The following is a 17,439-nucleotide window of genomic DNA, read 5'->3' as shown; positions in this document are numbered from 1 at the left end:
CGGCAGCGCTCAGCGCGAATTCCGCGCGACTGCCGCGACCCGTGTCACAGCCGCGCGAAGTCGAACGTCTTGTGATCAGGAGGCCGGCCCCGGCCCCCGCACATCGTTCACTTCGAAGGAATCCGATTCATGAATCGCGCTGTTTGGTTCCAGGCCTCTCCCGAAGGCGCCAAGGCGGTCGGCACGCTGCATCACTACGTCAGCAAGAGCACCAGCCTGCCGAGCTTGCTGACGCACCTGGTATTCCTGCGCGTGTCGCAGATCAACGGCTGCGCGCACTGCATCGACATCCACACGCGGGACCTGCTGGCCGAAGGCATGTCGGTGGAGAAGCTGGTGCTCGTCCCGGTCTGGCACGAAGCGAGATACCTCTTCACCGAGCAGGAACTCGCCGCGCTGGCCTGGACCGAGGAGGTGACGCGCGTCAGCGAGACCCACGCCTCCGACGATGCCTATGCCGCCGCCTTGGCCGTGTTCGGCGAGAAGGATCTGGTCGATCTGACGCTGACGATCGCCGCGATGAACGCCATCAACCGCATGGGCATCAGCTTCCGCATGAAACCGCGGGCCAGGGCGTGAAGCCGGCGGGCCGCCAAGGCGACGCGGGATGGCCGGAGCGCGGCCCCCGAGCTGGCGCACGCGGTGGCGGCCGCCGGGCTGTACCGGCTCACGGCGATCTCGGTGTCGCAAAGCAGGGTCTTCGCGGCCTCGTGCTGGATGTTGAAGCGGTCCTATTTGGCCGGGTCGATGAACTCACCGAAGACGTCGCCCCGCTGGCCGCAGGCGCCGATTTCCACAGACTGCCGGTACCGACGTAAACCGCCCATGGCCTTCTCGGGCCGCACGTCGTAGGTCAAGGTGACCCAGATCCAGTACTCGCCGATCACCCTGCTCCAGACGCTGGAGGTGAGAAGGGAGCTGCGATCCACCTCGCAGCAGCCGGGATGGGCTTCCACCCAAGCGCGCACGACCGACGGCTCAGTATCGATGCCGACGTCGCCCGCCACATGGCGCACGGCAGCCTGCACCATCTCCGCGTCGGTCAAGGGACGCCCCTGTGCGCGGCAATACCCTTGCTGGTTGCGGAAGCCCTGGAAAACGAGCGCCGCCGCGACAACGACGCTCAATGACAGCCAGGCCAGCTTGCGGCTCAGCTTCATGGATCGTCCTGTGATGGTCGGGCCCGGCGCCGCGCCCCCTCACTCCACCGTCACCGACTTAGCCAAATTCCGCGGCTTGTCCACATCCGTCCCCCGCGCACAAGCGGCGTGGTACGCCAGCAGCTGCAGCGGCACGACGTGCAGGATGGGTGACAGCCGCCCGTAGTGCTCGGGCATGCGGATGACGTGCACGCCGGTGTCGCTGGCGATGTGGCTGTCGGCGTCGGCGAAGACGTAGAGCTGGCCGGCGCGGGCGCGCACTTCCTGCATGTTGCTCTTCAGCTTCTCCAGCAGCGCGTCGTTCGGCGCCACCGTCACCACCGGCATCTGCTCGGTCACCAGGGCCAGCGGGCCGTGCTTCAGCTCGCCGGCCGGGTAGGCCTCGGCGTGGATGTAGCTGATCTCCTTGAGCTTCAGCGCGCCTTCCAGCGCGATCGGGTAATGCAGCCCGCGGCCCAGGAACAGCGCGTTCTCCTTGCGCGAGAAGTCTTCGCTCCAGGCGATGACCTGCGGCTCCAGCGCCAGCACGGCCTGCAGCGCCAGCGGCAGGTGGCGCAGCGCCTTCAGTTCCGCGGCTTCCTGCTCGTCGGTCAGCCGGCCCTTCACCTGCGCCAGCGCCAGCGTCAGCAGGTACAGCGCGACGAGCTGGGTCGTGAAGGCCTTGGTGCTGGCCACGCCGATCTCGACGCCGGCGCGCGTGACGTAGGCCAGCTCGCACTCGCGCACCATCGCGCTGGTGGCGACGTTGCAGATCGTCAGCGTGTGCTTCATGCCCAGGCTGCGCGCGTGCTTCAGCGCGGCCAGGGTGTCGGCGGTCTCGCCGCTCTGGCTGATCGTGACGACCAGCGTACGCGGGTCGGGCACGCTGTCACGGTAGCGGTACTCGCTGGCGATCTCCACCGTCGTCGGGATGCCGGCCACCGACTCCAGCCAGTAGCGCGCGGTGCTGCCGGCGTAGTAGCTGGTGCCGCAGGCCAGAATCAGCACGCGGTCGACTTCCTTGAAGATGCGGTAGGCGCCGTCGCCGAACAGCTCGGGGCTGATGCCGGGCACCGCGTCCAGCGTGTCGGCGATGGCCTTGGGCTGCTCGAAGATCTCCTTCTGCATGTAGTGCCGGTACGGCCCCAGCTCGGCGGCGCCGCTGTAGGCGGCGACGGTGCGCACCTCGCGCTCGACGGCGCGGTAGCGGCCCTGCTCGTCGGCGGCGCTGATCCACACGCGGCCCAGCTGCAGGTCGACGACGTCGCCTTCTTCCAGGTAGACGATGCGTTCGGTGACGCCGGCCAGCGCCATCGCGTCGGAGGCGACGAAGTTCTCGCCTTCGCCGACCCCCAGCACCAGCGGCGAACCCTGGCGCGCGCCGACCACGCGGTGCGGTTCGTCGCGGCAGAAGACGGCGATCGCGTAGGCGCCGCGCAGCCGCGGCAGCGCGCGCTGCACGGCTTCGAGCAGGTCGCCTTCGTAATAGCGATGCACCAGGTGGGCGATGACCTCGGTGTCGGTCTGGCTGGCGAAGACGTAGCCGCGCTGCTGCAGCTCGGCGCGCAACTCGTCGTGGTTCTCGATGATGCCGTTGTGCACCAGCGCGATCCGGCCCGGGCCGTCGGCGCCAGGGCCGGCCGAGAAATGCGGGTGGGCGTTGTGCACCAGCGGCGCGCCGTGCGTCGCCCAGCGCGTGTGGGCGATACCGGTGGTGGCGGCGATGCCGTCACGCCCGACGTTGGCTTCCAGCTCGGCCACACGCGAGGTGCTGCGCGCCCGGCGCAACTCGCCATCCTGATGCACGGCCACGCCGCAGGAGTCGTAGCCGCGGTACTCCAGCCGCTTCAGGCCTTCGATCAGGATCGGGACGATGTTGCGCGTGCTGACCGCGCCGACGATGCCGCACATGGATTCAACCTTTCGAACTTCGGTGGCGGGATGCTAGGCCGGGGCGGATGAAGTTTTCGTTCATTGATGGCCGACTTGTGAACGATTCACCCACGCGAGCTAGGTATCGACTTTTTCTTTCTCCGCGGCATATCTGATGGCATATTCTTTCGCCATGGATCTCGACGCCACCGACCACCGCCTGCTCGAACTGCTGCAGGACGACGCCTCGCTGTCCAACCAGGCGCTGGCCGAACGTGCCCACACCTCGCCGGCGACGGCGCTGCGGCGGGTGCGGCGGCTGGTCGACGGCGGCGTCATCGAGCGCCGCGTCGCCCTGCTCTCGCCCGAACGCCTGGGCGCCGGGCTGACGGCGCTGGTGGAGATCACGCTGGACCGCCAGGGCGCCGAGCACCTGGACGCCTTCGAGGCCCGTGTGGCCGACGACGCCGCGGTGCAGCAGTGCTACCGCGTCTCGCCGGGGCCGGACTTCGTGCTCGTCGTGCACGCCGCCGACATGGCCGGCTACCACGCGCTGGTGCAGCGCCTGTTCACGCAGGACGCCAACGTGCGCAACGTGAAGGCCTTCTTCAGCGTCAAGCGCGCCAAGTTCGACCCGCGGCTGCCGCTGCCGGCGCCGGCACGCTGAGGCCAAGCACCCGCGGCGCGGCGGCCCAAAGCACGCTCGCTAGAGTGCGCGCGTCACCACCCGCCGCCACCGCCCGATGAACACCGCCGACACCCGCGCCGTCCTGACTATCGCCCTGCTCGCCGCCTTCGCCGACGGCCGCAAGCACGAACGCGAACGCGAGCAGATCCGCCGCATCGCCGAAGGCCTGGCGCAGGACGCCGCGGTCGATCTGCCGTCGCTGGTGCAGGACGTACTGCTCAAGCGCGTGGACGTCGCCGGCGCCGCCGCGGCTCTGACGAGCGACGACGCGCGCCAACTGGCCTACGAGATGGCGGTGGGCGTCTGCGACGCCGACGGCTCGCAGAGCGACGCCGAGCGCGCCTTCCTCGCCGACCTGGCGCAGCGCCTCGGGCTGGACGTCGACCAGGCCGACGCCTACGCCGCGCAGGCCGAAACGCTGGCCACCGAGGTGCTGCCGGCCACGGCCGCGCCGGCGGCCACCAAGCCGGCGGTCGACGAAGCCGAGCTCGACCGCGCGATCCTCAACGCCGCCATCCTGAACGGCGCGCTGGAGCTGCTGCCCGAGTCGCTGTCGACGCTGGCCATCATCCCGCTGCAGATGAAGCTGGTGCACCGCGTCGGTCTGGCCTACGGCTACCCGCTGGACAGCGGCCACGTGAAGGACTTCCTGGCCACGGCCGGCGTGGGCCTGACATCGCAGTACCTGGAGCAGGCCGGGCGCAAGCTGCTCGGCGGGCTGCTCGGGCGCGTCGGCGGCGGGCTGCTCGGCGGCCTGGGCAAGCAGGCCGTCAGCTCGGGGCTGAGCTTCGCGACGACCTGGGCGCTGGGCCAGGTCGCCAAGCGTTACTACGCCGGCGGGCGCACCTTCTCCACCGAGATGCTGCGCAGCACCTATACCGAGCTGCTGCAGCAGGCGCGTGGCCTGCAGGCGCAGTACGCGCCGCAGATCCAGCAGCAGGCGCGCACGCTGGACACCGCCAAGGTCATGGCGCTGGTGCGCGGGCGCTGAGCGCCTAGAGCTTCAGGATCGCCAGGCCCTTCAGGTACTCGCCCTCGGGGAAGAACAGCGTCGTCGGGTGATCGGGCGCGCCTTCCAGGCGGGCCAGGATGGCGCCGTCGACGCCGGCGTCCATCGCCGCGCCGGCGACGATCTTGTGGAACAGCTCGGCGCCGATGCCGCCCGAGCAGCTGAAGGTCAGCAGCAGCCCGCCAGGGGCCAACAGCTTCAGCGCCAGGCGGTTGATGTCCTTGTAGGCGCGCGACGCGCGCTCGGCGTGCGCCGCGGTCGGCGCGAACTTCGGCGGGTCGAGCACGATGGCGTCGTACTGGCGCCCGGCCTTCAGCTCGTCGCGCAGGAACTGGTTGACGTCGGCGTCCTGCGTCTGGCTGCGCGCGGCGTCGAAGCCGTTCAGCTCGACGTGGGCACGCACGCGTTCCAGCGCCGGCGCCGACGAGTCGACGCTGGTCACCTGGCGCGCGCCGCCGGCCAGCGCCGCGACGCTGAAGCCGCCGGTGTAGCAATAGCAGTTCAGCACCCGCTGGGCGCCCTGCTGGCGCACCAGCTCGGCGAAGCGCGCGCGGTTGTCGCGCTGGTCGAGGTAGAAGCCGGTCTTGTGGCCGGTGGCCACGTCCAGCGTCAGCTTCCAGCCGTGTTCGCGGATCGTCACCTCGGTCGGGCCGCCGCCGCGCAGCCAGCCGGTGACGGGCTCCAGCCCTTCGAGCGAGCGCACGCTGGAGTCCGAGCGTTCGTAGAGGCCGCGCGCGCCGGTCTGCGCCATCAGCGCGTCGGCGATCGTCTCCTTCCAGCGCACGCTGCCGGCCGACAGGAACTGCACCGACAGCAGGTCGCCGTAGCGGTCGACGATCAGCCCGGGCAGGCCGTCGGCTTCGCCGTGGATCAAGCGCACACCGTCGCTGGCCACCGGCAGCTTGCGGCGCAGCGCCAATGCGGAGGCGATGCGGCGCTCGAAGAAGGCGGCGTCGATGCGCTCGCCGGCCTCGAAGCTCCAGGCGCGCACACGGATCGTCGAGCTGGGACTGAACGCACCCCAGGCGAGGAAATGCCCGTCGGAGGCTTCGACGCGCACCGTCTCGCCCGGGTCGGCCTTGCCTTTTTCGATGCTGCCCTGGAACACCCAGGGGTGGCGGCGCAGCAGCGAGCGCTCCTTGCCTTCGCGCAGTCGGATCGATTTCATGGCCGCGATTGTCTCAGCGCCCGCGGCCCCGGGCCGGCTCAGCCGCCCGGCGTCTTGCGTTTGGCGCGCGGATGCGCGGCGTCGTAGGCGCGCGCCAGGTGCTGGAAGTCGAGCTTGGTGTAGACCTGGGTCGTCGCGATGCTGGCGTGGCCCAGCAGCTCCTGCACCGCGCGCAGGTCGCCGCTGCTCTGCAGCAGATGGCTGGCATAGCTGTGGCGCAGCATGTGCGGGTGCACGTGCGTCGGCAGCCCGGCCTGCAGCGCCAGCTGGCGCAGCCGCGTGCGCAAGCCGCCTTGCGACAGGCGTTCGCCGTTGCGGCTGACGAAGAGCGCCGGCTCGCCGGCCGCGGCCAGCTCGCCGCGCACCGCCAGCCAGGCGGCCAGCGCCTGCAGCGCCTTGGCGCCCACCGGCACGCTGCGCCGCTTGCGGCCCTTGCCGAGCACGTGGGCGCTGGCGTCCTCGGCGTCGATCCAGCCGGCGGCCGTGGCCGACGGGGCGACATCGAGCGCCAGCAGCTCGCCGATGCGCAGCCCGCAGCCGTAGAGCAGCTCGACGATCGCGTGGTCGCGCGCCGCCAGGCGGGCGTCGCCGTCTTCGTTCTCGTGTTCGGCCAGCGCGACGGCCTGGTCGACCGGCAGCGCCTTGGGCAGCGGCTTGGCGGCCTTGGGCGCCTTCAGCCCGTCGACCGGATTCGCCGGCACCAGGCCTTCGCGGCCCCACCAGCGGTACAGCCCGCGCCAGGCCGACAGCACCAGCGCGATGCTGCGCGGCGCGAGGCCCGCGGTGCGCAGCGTGCCCATCCAGCGCCGCAGGTGGTGCGGCTGGGCAGAGCGCAGCGCGACGCCGTCGGCCTGGGCGCTGGCGGCCAGGCGCTGCAGCGCGTCGCGGTACAGCGTCAGCGTGCGCGGCGCCAGCCGGCGCTCGACGCCCAGGTGGTCCAGCCAGCGCTGCACGTCGTCGGGCAGCGTGGCGTCCATCGTCGGGCTCAGGCCGTCAGACGAGAAAGAGCCGCTCCCGCGGTGTCGCCGATGCGCACCAGGAACTCGGTGCCCATGTCGGCGCTGTAGCGCGTCGGGTCGGGCGAGCCCAGGATCAGCAGGCCGAAGCTGCCGGCCGCGTTGCGCAGCGGGATCAGCGCCAGCGAGGCGATGGCGCTCGGCTCGGGCAGCCAGCCGACCGACTCGAAGCCGGCGTTCACGCCGCAATACGGCTGCGACAGGCTGTCGGTGAAGCTCTTCACGTCGTCGCTGACCGGCGCGCTGAAACGCTGGCCTTCGTGCGCCGGGGCGACGTTCCACAGCCGCAGGGCGGCTTGCGGGATCATGAACTGGTGCTGCAGCTCGTCGACCAGCACCTCGGGCAGCGCGGCGGCGTCGGCGGTGACGAGCAGCGCACGCGTCCAGCGGTGCAGGCGTTCGGCGATGCCGACGTTCTCCTGGCTGTGCCGGATCATCTCGACGATGCGCATCTCGAGGCCCTTGATGCGGTCGCGCAGCATTTCCATCTGCCGCTCCTGCAGCGAGACGGCGCGTTGGCCGTGCGGGCTGGTGAGCTGCACGCTGGACAGCAGTTCGGCGTGGCGCTCGAAGAAGCCGGGCGTGTTGGCCAGGTACTCGGCGATGTCGTTTTCGGTGATGCCCTGGAGGTTCACAGCTCGATTTCTCCTTCGAAGACGGTCACGGCAGGGCCCGTCATCAGCACCGAGGCGCTGTCGTCGGGCCACTCGATCAGCAGGTCGCCACCGCGCGCGTGCACCTCGACGCGCCGGTCCAGCCAGCCCAGGCGGATGCCGGCGACGACCGCGGCGCAGGCGCCGGTGCCGCAGGCCAGCGTCTCGCCGGCGTCGCGTTCGTAGACGCGCAGCCGCACCTCGGCGCGCGACAGCACCTGCAGGAAGCCGGCGTTGACGCGGCGCGGGAAGCGCGCATGGCTTTCGACGAGCGGGCCGACCGTGGCCACCGGCGCGGTGTCGACGTCGTCCACGCGCATCACCGCATGCGGGTTGCCCATCGACAGCACCGCGACCTCGACGCCGGCGTCGGCCAGCGGCCAGAGCTCGACGCCGTTGACGAGGCGCGGCGTCAGCCCGCCGGCGTCGAAGGGCACACGCGCCAGGTCGAACACCGGGCGGTTCATGTCGACACGCACGCGGCCGTCGGCGGCCAGCGACAGTTCCAGCAAGTTGTTGACGGTCTCGACGCGGATCGTCGTCTTGTCGGTCAGCCCGTGGTCGACGACGTAGCGCACGAAGCAGCGCGAGCCGTTGCCGCACTGCTCGACCTCGTCGCCGGTGTTGTTGAAGATGCGGTAGCGGAAGTCGACGCCCGGCGTCGTGCTGCGCTCGATGACGAGGATCTGGTCGGCGCCGACGCCCAAGCGCCGGTCGCCCAGCCGGCGGATCTGCTCGCGCGACAGCGCCAGCGGCGCGCCGGTGGCGTCGAGCACGACGAAGTCGTTGCCGGCGCCGTGCATCTTGGTGAAGCGCAGTCGCATCGCCGGATTATCGCTTCGGGTACAGCTTGGGCTCGCCGACCGGGCGGGTCTTGAAACGCTTGTGCACCCAGAGGTACTGCGCCGGGTTGCGCACGACCTCGCTCTCGATCCACTCGTTCATGCGCCGGGCGTCGGCTTCGGCGTCGCCGGTCGGCCAGTCGGCCAGCGGCGGCAGGAAACGCACGCGGTAGCCGGCGCCGCCGGGCAGGAACTCGGCGATGACCGGCTGCACGATCATCTTCAGCGAACCGGCCATCTTGGCCGGCGCCATCAGCGTCGCCGCCGGCACGCCGAAGAACGGCACGAAGACGGCGTCGCGGCGGCCGAAGTCCATGTCCGGCAGATTGAAGAAGGCGGCGCCGCGTTTGATCGCGCGGATCAGCGGCAGCACGCTCTCGTGGCGCGAGAACACCTCGCCTTGCTTGAACCGCAGCCGGCCGCTGCGCATCGCGGCGTCCATCACGGCATTGCTCTGGCGCTGGTAGATCGAGGCCACCCAGCGCTTCTGGAAGAGCTGCGTCGCGGCACCGGCGACGTCCAGCGCCAGGAAGTGCGGCACCAGCCACATCACCGGGCGCTCGCTCTCGTCGGCCAGGTGGACCTGGCCTTCGACGTGGATCAGGCGCTTGAGCCGCTCGGGGCTGGCGTACCAGAGCAGGCCGCGTTCGATCAGGCTGCGGCCCAGCCAGCCGAAGTGCTCGCGCGCGATGCGTTCGCGTTCGGCCGCCGGCTTGGCGGGGAAACACAGCTCCAGGTTGCGCAGCGCGATGCGCCGGCGCGAACCGGCCAGGCGGTAGAACAGCGCGCCCAGGCCGCGCCCGAGCGCGGCCTGCCACGCGAGCGGCAGCCAGTGCAGCAGCCAGACGAGCGCCAGCACGGCGCGGGACAGCAGAGTCATGAGGACGCGCCGCTGCGCGGCGCCTTGTAGCGGTGATAGCCCCACAGGTACTGCGTGGGCTTGAGACGGATGACGGCTTCCATCGAGCGGTTGACGGCACACGCGGCGGCTTCGTCGCCGCCGCCTTCGGGCAGCGGCTCGGGCAGCGGCATCACGCGCACGACGTAGCCGGCGCCCTGGGGCAGACGCTCGGCCCAGACGATGGCGATCTCGGCGCCGGTCTGCTGCACCAGGCGCGCGGCCAGCGTCATCGTGTAGGCGGGTTTGCCGAAGAACGGCGCCCAGACGCCCTGGCCTTCGGGCGGCACCTGGTCGGGCAGCAGGCCGACGGTCTCGCCCTTCTTCAGCGCACGCAGCATCTGGCGCACGCCGGCCAGCGTGGCCGGCGCGGTGGCCAGCGCCGGGCGCGCGCGCGCGGTCTCTTCCAGCTCGCGCAGCAGCTGCTTGCGCGCCGGGCGGTAGAGCACGGTGATCGGCTGGCGCGCGCCGAAGCGTTCGGCATAGGCTTGCGCGGCGATCTCGAAGCTGCCCATGTGCGGCGTCAGCAGCACCAGGCCCTTGCCGCGGCCGACCAGCGACTCCATCAGCTCGGCACCTTCCCAGCGCACCGGGTCGGCGATCGGCTCGTCGCGCGGGCGCAGCCACAGGCGCGGCACTTCCATCACCAGACGGCCGGCGTCGGCCACCGCTTCGCGGCGTTCGGCGGCCGTCAGGCCGGCCAGCGCGGCGTTGGCGTCGAGGCGGCGGCGGTAAGTCGGGGAAAACCAGTAGGCCAGCCAACCGAGAAAAGCGCCCAGGATGTGGAGGAAGCGCAAGGAACGGCGAGATAGCCAGCGAACCAGGAAAAACATGCTTGTATGATCCGCGCGTCGCCGAGTTAACAGGACAACTTGCGGGGCGACGCGGGAGCCGAAGGATACCGAGGCGCCGCCGGGCCGAACGCCACTTCGGGTGGGGTTGGCTCAACAAATCCGCTAAAGCGTTCGCCGCGGCTCCAGAAGTGTCTGACCCCGACGATCGCGCAGTCAGGGTTCGATAGACAGATATCAGGAGCTTTTCAGCAGTGGCGAACGAATTCCTCTTCACCTCCGAGTCCGTCTCTGAAGGCCACCCCGACAAGGTGGCCGACCAGATCTCGGACGCCATCCTCGACGCGATCTTCAAGCAGGACCCGCGCAGCCGCGTGGCCGCCGAGACGCTGTGCAACACGGGCCTCGTGGTGCTGGCCGGCGAGATCACGACCAACGCGCACGTCGACTACATCCAGGTCGCGCGCGACACGATCAAGCGCATCGGCTACGACAACACCGACTACGGCATCGACTACAAGGGCTGTGCGGTGCTCGTCGCCTACGACAAGCAGAGCAACGACATCGCCCAGGGCGTGGACCACGCCAGCGACGACCACCTGAACACCGGTGCCGGCGACCAAGGCCTGATGTTCGGCTACGCCTGCGACGAGACGCCCGAGCTGATGCCGGCGCCGATCTACTACGCGCACCGCCTCGTCGAGCGCCAGGCCGAGCTGCGCAAGAACGGCAAGCTGCCCTTCCTGCGCCCCGACGCCAAGAGCCAGGTGACGATGCGCTACGTCGACGGCAAGCCGCACTCGATCGACACGGTCGTGCTGTCGACCCAGCACCACCCCGACCAAAGCGAGACCGCCACCAAGCTGAAGCCCAGCTTCTACGAGGCGATCATCGAGGAGATCATCAAGCCGGTGCTGCCCAAGGAATGGCTGCAGGACACGCGCTACCTGGTCAACCCGACCGGCCGCTTCGTCATCGGCGGCCCGCAAGGCGACTGCGGCCTGACCGGCCGCAAGATCATCGTCGACACCTATGGCGGCGCCTGCCCGCACGGCGGTGGCGCGTTCTCCGGCAAGGACCCGTCCAAGGTCGACCGCTCGGCCGCCTACGCCGCGCGCTACGTCGCCAAGAACGTCGTCGCCGCCGGCCTGGCGCGCCAGTGCCAGGTGCAGGTCGCCTATGCGATCGGCGTCGCCAAGCCGATGAACATCACGGTCTACACCGAAGGCACCGGCGTCATCTCCGACGCCGAGATCGCCAAGCTGGTCGAAGCCCACTTCGACCTGCGCCCCAAGGGCATCATCCAGATGCTCGACCTGCTGCGCCCGATCTACGAGAAGACCGCGGCCTACGGCCACTTCGGCCGTGAAGAGCCGGAGTTCAGCTGGGAGAGGACGGACAAGGCTGCGGCGCTGCGCGCGGCTGCTGGTCTGTAACCCCATCCGACACCCGGACGAAAGGCGGCCTGCGGGCCGCCTTTTTCATGGGTTTCGGGCGATCGTCGGACAACCGCGGTCGTGCACCACGCAGGCCCCGGCACGCCCCGCTTCCGCACGGACCCTTGGTTCGAGCCCGCAGCCTCGGTGGCCAGAAGCGCCTGCGCAGCGGAGGCATCCATCCGGGGCCAGGTTCTTGCCTTATTTGCTATAACCAAGAAAGCGTTTTAACCTTTGACGCCTACGGTCGCCTGCCGATGGATGCCGTATTTGCTATATTCCGTCAGCCGTAGAGCGCCCTCTTTGCACCGTCTCAAGAGGGAATTTGGCACCGAGGCGGGCATGCCGTTGATAGCAAATACAGCATTCTCAGACCGAAACCTCCGTAGCAGGAACATAGCAAATGCAGCATCAACTTTCCAGCTTGGCGGACCTCGGCCGCGAGGTGGCCAGGCTGCGCAAGGCCAAAGGCCTGACACAAAAGGAACTGGGCGCCCTCACCGGGATGGGGCAGTCGACGCTGGCTCGATTCGAGACGGGTCAGGTCGCCGAGTTCGGGAGTCGAAAACTACTTCGCCTTCTGGAGGTGCTGGGGCACGGGCTGGCGGTCACCGAGGAGCGGCCGCAGTTCACCCTGGATGACGCATTGCGCGTGCGGCGCAGCGAGGCCGCTCACGACAACCCGGGTTCTGCCAAGACGAGCTTCGAGGAGCCGCTTTGAAGCTCACCGTCTTCGTCCAGAACAAGGCCGTGGCGACACTGGAGTCGCCCGACAACTTCGAGCACGTGCTCACCTACCATCCCGGCGTGGCGGCCGAGGACTTCGTCTCCCTGCTCATGCCGGTGCGGACGAAGTCATACGCCTACCCCGAACTGCATCCGGTGTTCCGGATGAATCTGCCGGAGGGCTACCTGCTGTCGGTCCTGCAGGAACAGTTGGGCCCGCACATCGGGGCCTCGCCGCTGAGCCTGCTTTCGGTGGTGGGCCGCAACGCGATTGGCCGCGTCAAGGTGGCGCCCGAGGGTGCTGACCCCGTCGCTCCGGCGCCGGCATTCGAGCTGCGCGACATCCTGCGAGGCGACAACTCCGAGGCGGCCTTCGTGGAACTGGTACACCGTTATGCGCAGAGCGGCGTGTCCGGCGTCGTGCCCAAGTTCCTGTCGCCCGGCACCCAGGAGCTTCCGGAAGGTCATCACAAGTCGACGCTGGCCACGGAGCGCTTCATCATCAAGGGCACCACGGAGAAGCTGCCCGGGGTGGCGCTCAACGAGCATTTCTGCATGCGGGTGGCACAGCTCGCTTTCGGACATGCCGCCAGGACCGAGGTGTCCGATGACGGGCAGGCGCTGGTGGTGCATCGTTTCGACTACGCCGCGGACGGGGCCACACGGCTGGGCATGGAAGACCTCTGCAGCCTGCTGGCCCTGCGCCCCGAACAGAAATACGAGTCGACCTGGGAGAAGGTCGCCAACCGCATCAAGAACGTCACGCCACCGGCCTGTCAGGCGCAGGCACTGTCGCATCTGGGTGACCTGCTGCTGCTGACCTATGCACTGCGCAACGCGGACTGCCACACGAAGAACATCGCGCTGCTCTACTCCGGCAGCGAAGACGTCCGGCTGGCGCCCGTCTACGACATGCTGACCATCACGGTCTACGACGACTACTGCAAGAACCCGCCGGGCATGTCGGTGCATGGCCGCAGCACCTGGAGCCCGGGCAAGGCACTGGAACTCTACTTGCAGACGCATTGCGGCCTGAAGCCGCAGCACATCGAACAGAGGGTGGAGCGGCTCTGCCAGGCCGTCGTGGACGTGTCGCCTGACGTGGTAAGCGCCAGCCGCACGTTCAAGAACTTCGAGCGCGTCGGGCCGCGCATGCTGCATGCCTGGAACGAAGGCCTCAACAGCCTGCGGCTGCGCAAGACTTGGAGCCTGCCGTCCTTGGCGCCCTTGCTGCAGGCCGAAGGCCTTGCCGATGTGGCCCGGCCCAAGGAGCCGCCACGAGAGAAGCTGGGACGCTCGCCCCTGCCGCTCATGAGTTGATCCGCCCCATGGGTCGACGGGTGGATCGCCACGCGTCGCCGGCAAGAGTACGCCGGCATCATCGACCCATGTCCACGATCTACCCCGCCCCGCTGCGCCCCGGCAGCCACATCGCCGTCACCGCGCCGAGTTCGGGCGTCGCGCCACGCCTGCATGCGCGGCTGGAACTGGCGCTCGGCGTGCTGCGCGCCCGCGGCTTCGTCGTCGAGGAAGGCCGCTGCCTGCGGCAGCAGCAGGACGATGCCAGCGCCCCGGCCGCCGAACGCGCCGCCGAGCTGATGGCGCTGCTTCTGCGCGAGGACGTCGACGCCATCGTGCCGCCCTGGGGCGGCGAACTGGCCATCGAGGTGCTGCAGCGCCTGGATTGGGCGGCGCTGGCCCGGGCGCGGCCGAAATGGCTGCTGGGTTATTCGGACACCAGCACGCTGCTGCTGCCGATCACGCTGCGCCTGGGCTGGGCCACGGCCCACGGCCCCTGCCTGATGGACCTGGTGCCGGGCCAGGACGACCCGCTGACGGCCGCGCTCTTCGAGCACCTGGCGACGCCGGCCGGCGGCCGCTTCGTGCAGGCCGCGTCAAGCCGCTGGCAGCGCCAGTGGACCGACTTCGCCAGCGCGCCGGAGCAGCCCTACCAACTGAGCGAAACCACGATCTGGCGCCCGGTGAACGCCGCTGCCGCCGGCGCGCTGGACCTGCAGGGCCGGCTGATCGGCGGCTGCATCGACACGCTGATGCATCTGGCCGCATCGCCCGACGGCGACCTGCCGGGTTACGTTCTGCGCAGCGCTGCACGCGGCGAAGCCACGCTGCTGTACCTGGAGAACGCCGAACTGCCGCCGCCTGCGCTGGTGCGCGCATTGCGCGGGCTGCGCGCGGCCGGCTGGTTCGACGGCGTGGCGGCGATGCTGATCGGGCGCAGCGGCGCCGAGCCGGCCGACGACCCGCAACGCCTGGACGATGCCCGGGCCGTCGAGCAATCGACGGCCGACCTGCCCTCCCCGGTGCTGGCCGATCTGGACATCGGCCACCGGCCGCCGCAATGGCTGCTGCTCAACGGCGCGATGGCCCGGCTGCGCCGGGACGGCCGCAGCCCCGGCGGCACGCTGGAGCAGCGCCTGGCCTGAGGCGCCGCGTCTTCAGGCCATGCCGCAGAGCTTGCGGAACGGCCCCAGCACCGCCTCGCCGCGGAAAGGCTTGACGATCCAGCCGGTGACGCCGGCCTCGCGGCCGCGGGCGCGGATCGCGGCGTTGTCCTCGGTGGTCAGCATGACGATGCGCACGTCCTTGTTGCCCAGGTCCTGGCGGATCGTGCGCGCCATCGTCAGCCCGTCCATGTTGGGCATGTTGACGTCGCTGACGATGAGCCGGATGCCCGGATCGGCGCCGAGCTTGGCGAGGCCGTCGCGGCCGTCGCTGGCGACGGCGACGTCGAAGCCGTTCTGACTGAGGAAGCTGGAGACGATTTCGCGCATCGTGCTCGAATCGTCGACGACGAGGACTTGGGCCATGGCGGTGGACGCTGACGGAGTTTTGGTGGTTCTTAGAACAGCTCGAGTTCGCCGGTGTCGCGCGGCGGCTCGGCCGCGTTGGCGAACTCGGTGAAACGGTCGGGGCGCCACAGCAGGTTGAAGATCAGCCGCTGCACGATGATCAGCGGCGGCAGCCCCGGACGGCGCGGGTCCGAGAGCTTGTAGCGCACGCACAGCTGCGGGTCCTGCGAGCCGAAGGAGATGTACTTCTGCTCGTGGTTGATGACGATCGGCACCTGGGTCTGCTCGTTGGCGAAGGCCTGCGGCGGGATGTAGCGGTTCTTGAACGCGCCCCAGATCAGGTTGGTCGTCTCGCCGAGCAGGTGGTTCAGCTCGCGAAAGCTCAGGTCGCCGCCGACGCCTTCGTAGCCGAAGCCCTGCAGCATGCCTTGCCGCAGCGCGCTCTCCTCGGTCTGCAGCATCATGTAGCCGCGGCACCAGGTGCTTTCCAGCGCGATCAGCGTCGACACCTGGCCGAAGATGATGCGGTCGTGCACGACGTAGGGCGGCTCGTTGTCCACCTGGGCGTGCGGGAACATCGAGCGGATCGCGCCGGCGGTCAGCTCGACGACGCCGTTCACCAGCTCGGTCGGGTAGCGCAGGCTGAACAGGCTGCACTCGACGGACTGGCGCAGCGCCTCCAGCTCGGTCCACGGGTGGCTGGCGGCCCGCGCCTGGGTCTCGTCCAGCGGTGTGTCGCCGGTGCGGCGCAGGAAGATCGGCAGCTCGGGGCGCTGGCGGTGGATGGCCACCGCGAGGTCCAGTGCGCTGCCGTTCTCGCAGGGCAGGTCCTCGGCGAGCATCACGCCGCCCAGGTCCTTGTGCTGCCCCAGCGTCGGCAGCGCGTCGGTGGCGCTTCGCGGCAGCACGACGAGCCCCAGCGACTGCGCGAAATCCCAGAGCGTCTGGTAGTGCCGGGGATCGTGTTCGAGCAGCAGCACCTTGGCTGCGAGCGTGGGGGCTTCGGACATGGCGGGCGCTCGGCAAAAAACGGGCGGCACGGCTGCAGGCCGGCCGGTCTGCACCGCACATCGGCCGCGCCGAGGCTCAGCTTGAGGCGGGTTGCCCCCAGCCACCACGCCCGAGCGTGGCGTTGTCCACGGCCGGCGCGCCCCGCGCACGCCGGCCGGCGGCGATCAGGCCGCGCGCGGCTTGACGCGCGAGGCGGCGAGCTTGGCGCGCGCGCGCGCCGTGTCGACGTCGTCGGCGTGCACCAGCGCCACGCCCATGCGGCGCTTGGCGAAGCTCTCGGGCTTGCCGAACAGGCGCAGTTCGCTGCCCGGCACGGCCAGCGCGTCGGCGACGCCGTCGAAGACGATGCCGGCGGCGTCGACGCCGCCGTAGACCACGGCGCTGGCGCCCGGGCTCTTCAGCGAGGCGTCGACCGGCAGGCCGAGGATGGCGCGCGCGTGCAGCTCGAACTCGTTCTGCCACTGCGTGGCCATCGTCACCATGCCGGTGTCGTGCGGGCGCGGGCTGACTTCGCTGAACCAGACCTGGTCGCCCTTGACGAAGAGCTCGACGCCGAACAGGCCCAGGCCGCCGAGGTCGTCGGTGATCTTCTTGGCGATGTCGCGCGAGGCGGCCAGCGCCGCCGGGCTCATCGGATGCGGCTGCCAGCTCTCGACGTAGTCGCCGCTGACCTGCACATGGCCGATGGGGTCGCAGAAATGGGTCTGCGGCTGGCCGTCGGCGCCCAGCGCGCGCACGGTGAGCTGGGTGATCTCGTAGTCGAAGGCGATGAAGCCTTCGACGATGATGCGGCCGCCGGCGACGCGGCCGCCGGCCATCGCGTAGTCCCAGGCCTTCTTCACGCCGTCGGGGCCGTCGATCTTGCTCTGGCCCTTGCCGCTGGAGCTCATCACCGGCTTGACGACACACGGGTAGCCGATGCCGCCGTCGATCGCGGCCTGCAGTTCTTCCAGCGAGTCGCAGAAGCGGTAGGGGCTGGTCGGCAGGCCCAGCGTCTCGGCGGCGAGGCGGCGGATGCCTTCGCGATCCATCGTCAGGCGCGCGGCGCGGGCCGTCGGGATGCAGCGGATGCGGCCTTCGGCTTCCATCTGCTCGAGCACCGGCGTCGCGATGGCCTCGATCTCGGGCACGACGAGCTGGGGCTTCTCGGCTTCGAGCAGCGCGCGCAGCTGCTCCGGGTCGCTCATCGTGATCGTGCGCGCGTGGTGCGCGACCTGCTGGCCGGGCGCGTTCTCGTAGCGGTCGACGGCGATCGTCTCGACGCCCAGGCGCTGCAGCGCGATCAGCACCTCCTTGCCGAGTTCGCCGCTGCCCAGCAGCAGGACGCGGGTGGCGGACGGGGACAGCGGGGTGCCGATGACGGTGCTCATGACGGGGGGA

At 70.0% G+C, this 17,439-nt stretch carries 18 protein-coding genes; 7 read left to right on the top strand and 11 right to left on the bottom strand.

The window, feature by feature from the left end; all coding sequences use genetic code 11:
* Positions 1–129: 129 nt before the first annotated feature.
* Complete coding sequence (locus RGE_RS02570) at positions 130–579, top strand: carboxymuconolactone decarboxylase family protein (protein ID WP_014426741.1); 450 nt, start codon at positions 130–132, stop codon at positions 577–579.
* A 152-nt stretch (positions 580–731) separates the two neighbouring features.
* Here RGE_RS02570 and RGE_RS02565 read toward each other — a convergent pair whose 3' ends face one another.
* Together RGE_RS02565 and glmS are read right to left on the bottom strand one after the other, a co-directional pair.
* Positions 732–1,160: a hypothetical protein gene (locus tag RGE_RS02565; protein ID WP_043783746.1), complete on the bottom strand. Its 429-nt coding sequence runs from the start codon at positions 1,158–1,160 to the stop codon at positions 732–734.
* 39 nt (positions 1,161–1,199) lie between these two features.
* Positions 1,200–3,050, bottom strand: coding sequence for a glutamine--fructose-6-phosphate transaminase (isomerizing) (glmS, locus tag RGE_RS02560; protein ID WP_014426739.1), 1,851 nt, complete (start codon positions 3,048–3,050; stop codon positions 1,200–1,202).
* Between the two features lie 154 nt (positions 3,051–3,204).
* On the opposite strand from glmS, the gene RGE_RS02555 reads away from it, so the two are divergent.
* Both RGE_RS02555 and RGE_RS02550 read left to right on the top strand, forming a co-directional pair.
* The gene (locus RGE_RS02555) at positions 3,205–3,678 is read left to right on the top strand and encodes an Lrp/AsnC family transcriptional regulator (RefSeq protein WP_148280104.1); all 474 of its coding nucleotides are present in this window, start codon (positions 3,205–3,207) and stop codon (positions 3,676–3,678) included.
* Between the two features lie 76 nt (positions 3,679–3,754).
* Positions 3,755–4,690, top strand: a complete 936-nt coding sequence (locus RGE_RS02550; protein WP_014426737.1) for a YcjF family protein — start codon at positions 3,755–3,757, stop codon at positions 4,688–4,690.
* Positions 4,691–4,694: 4 nt separating this feature from the next.
* Here RGE_RS02550 and RGE_RS02545 read toward each other — a convergent pair whose 3' ends face one another.
* Genes RGE_RS02545 through RGE_RS02520 form a run of 6 tightly spaced genes read right to left on the bottom strand, consistent with a single transcriptional unit; the run spans position 4,695 to position 10,118 of the window.
* On the bottom strand, positions 4,695–5,876 hold the full coding sequence (locus tag RGE_RS02545) for a class I SAM-dependent rRNA methyltransferase (RefSeq protein ID WP_014426736.1): 1,182 nt from the start codon (positions 5,874–5,876) through the stop codon (positions 4,695–4,697).
* 38 nt (positions 5,877–5,914) lie between these two features.
* Positions 5,915–6,853, bottom strand: a complete 939-nt coding sequence (locus RGE_RS02540; protein WP_014426735.1) for a tyrosine recombinase XerC — start codon at positions 6,851–6,853, stop codon at positions 5,915–5,917.
* Between the two features lie 8 nt (positions 6,854–6,861).
* Positions 6,862–7,527, bottom strand: a complete 666-nt coding sequence (locus RGE_RS02535) for a DUF484 family protein (RefSeq protein WP_014426734.1) — start codon at positions 7,525–7,527, stop codon at positions 6,862–6,864.
* The gene (dapF, locus tag RGE_RS02530) at positions 7,524–8,369 is read right to left on the bottom strand and encodes a diaminopimelate epimerase (protein ID WP_014426733.1); all 846 of its coding nucleotides are present in this window, start codon (positions 8,367–8,369) and stop codon (positions 7,524–7,526) included. Before dapF ends, RGE_RS02535 begins: the two co-directional genes overlap by 4 nt.
* Before the next feature lie 7 nt (positions 8,370–8,376).
* On the bottom strand, positions 8,377–9,267 hold the full coding sequence (locus RGE_RS02525) for a lysophospholipid acyltransferase family protein (protein WP_014426732.1): 891 nt from the start codon (positions 9,265–9,267) through the stop codon (positions 8,377–8,379).
* The gene (locus RGE_RS02520) at positions 9,264–10,118 is read right to left on the bottom strand and encodes a lysophospholipid acyltransferase family protein (RefSeq protein WP_043783744.1); all 855 of its coding nucleotides are present in this window, start codon (positions 10,116–10,118) and stop codon (positions 9,264–9,266) included. Before RGE_RS02520 ends, RGE_RS02525 begins: the two co-directional genes overlap by 4 nt.
* A gap of 212 nt (positions 10,119–10,330) precedes the next feature.
* Between RGE_RS02520 and metK the strand changes: the two genes are divergently transcribed.
* From metK to RGE_RS02500, 4 genes are all read left to right on the top strand, one after another.
* Complete coding sequence (gene metK, locus RGE_RS02515) at positions 10,331–11,512, top strand: methionine adenosyltransferase (RefSeq protein WP_014426730.1); 1,182 nt, start codon at positions 10,331–10,333, stop codon at positions 11,510–11,512.
* Positions 11,513–11,915: 403 nt separating this feature from the next.
* Positions 11,916–12,233 (top strand): helix-turn-helix domain-containing protein, encoded by a 318-nt coding sequence (locus RGE_RS22990; RefSeq protein WP_014426729.1) that lies wholly within the window; start codon positions 11,916–11,918, stop codon positions 12,231–12,233.
* The gene (locus tag RGE_RS02505) at positions 12,230–13,558 is read left to right on the top strand and encodes a type II toxin-antitoxin system HipA family toxin (protein ID WP_014426728.1); all 1,329 of its coding nucleotides are present in this window, start codon (positions 12,230–12,232) and stop codon (positions 13,556–13,558) included. Before RGE_RS22990 ends, RGE_RS02505 begins: the two co-directional genes overlap by 4 nt.
* Positions 13,559–13,626: 68 nt before the next feature.
* On the top strand, positions 13,627–14,682 hold the full coding sequence (locus RGE_RS02500) for a S66 family peptidase (protein ID WP_014426727.1): 1,056 nt from the start codon (positions 13,627–13,629) through the stop codon (positions 14,680–14,682).
* 12 nt (positions 14,683–14,694) lie between these two features.
* On the opposite strand, the gene RGE_RS02495 is transcribed toward RGE_RS02500, so the two are convergent.
* From RGE_RS02495 to purT, 3 genes are all read right to left on the bottom strand, one after another.
* Entirely contained in the window at positions 14,695–15,066 is a 372-nt protein-coding gene (locus tag RGE_RS02495) for a response regulator (RefSeq protein WP_014426726.1), read from the bottom strand.
* 32 nt (positions 15,067–15,098) lie between these two features.
* Positions 15,099–16,058, bottom strand: coding sequence for a chemotaxis protein CheX (locus RGE_RS02490; RefSeq protein ID WP_014426725.1), 960 nt, complete (start codon positions 16,056–16,058; stop codon positions 15,099–15,101).
* Between the two features lie 165 nt (positions 16,059–16,223).
* The gene (purT, locus tag RGE_RS02485; protein ID WP_014426724.1) at positions 16,224–17,429 is read right to left on the bottom strand and encodes a formate-dependent phosphoribosylglycinamide formyltransferase; all 1,206 of its coding nucleotides are present in this window, start codon (positions 17,427–17,429) and stop codon (positions 16,224–16,226) included.
* Between the last annotated feature and the right edge of the window lie 10 nt (positions 17,430–17,439).

This window comes from Rubrivivax gelatinosus IL144, from assembly GCF_000284255.1.
GTDB classification, from domain to species: domain Bacteria; phylum Pseudomonadota; class Gammaproteobacteria; order Burkholderiales; family Burkholderiaceae_C; genus Rubrivivax; species Rubrivivax gelatinosus_A.
This window is presented reverse-complemented; position numbering and strand designations above follow the sequence as displayed.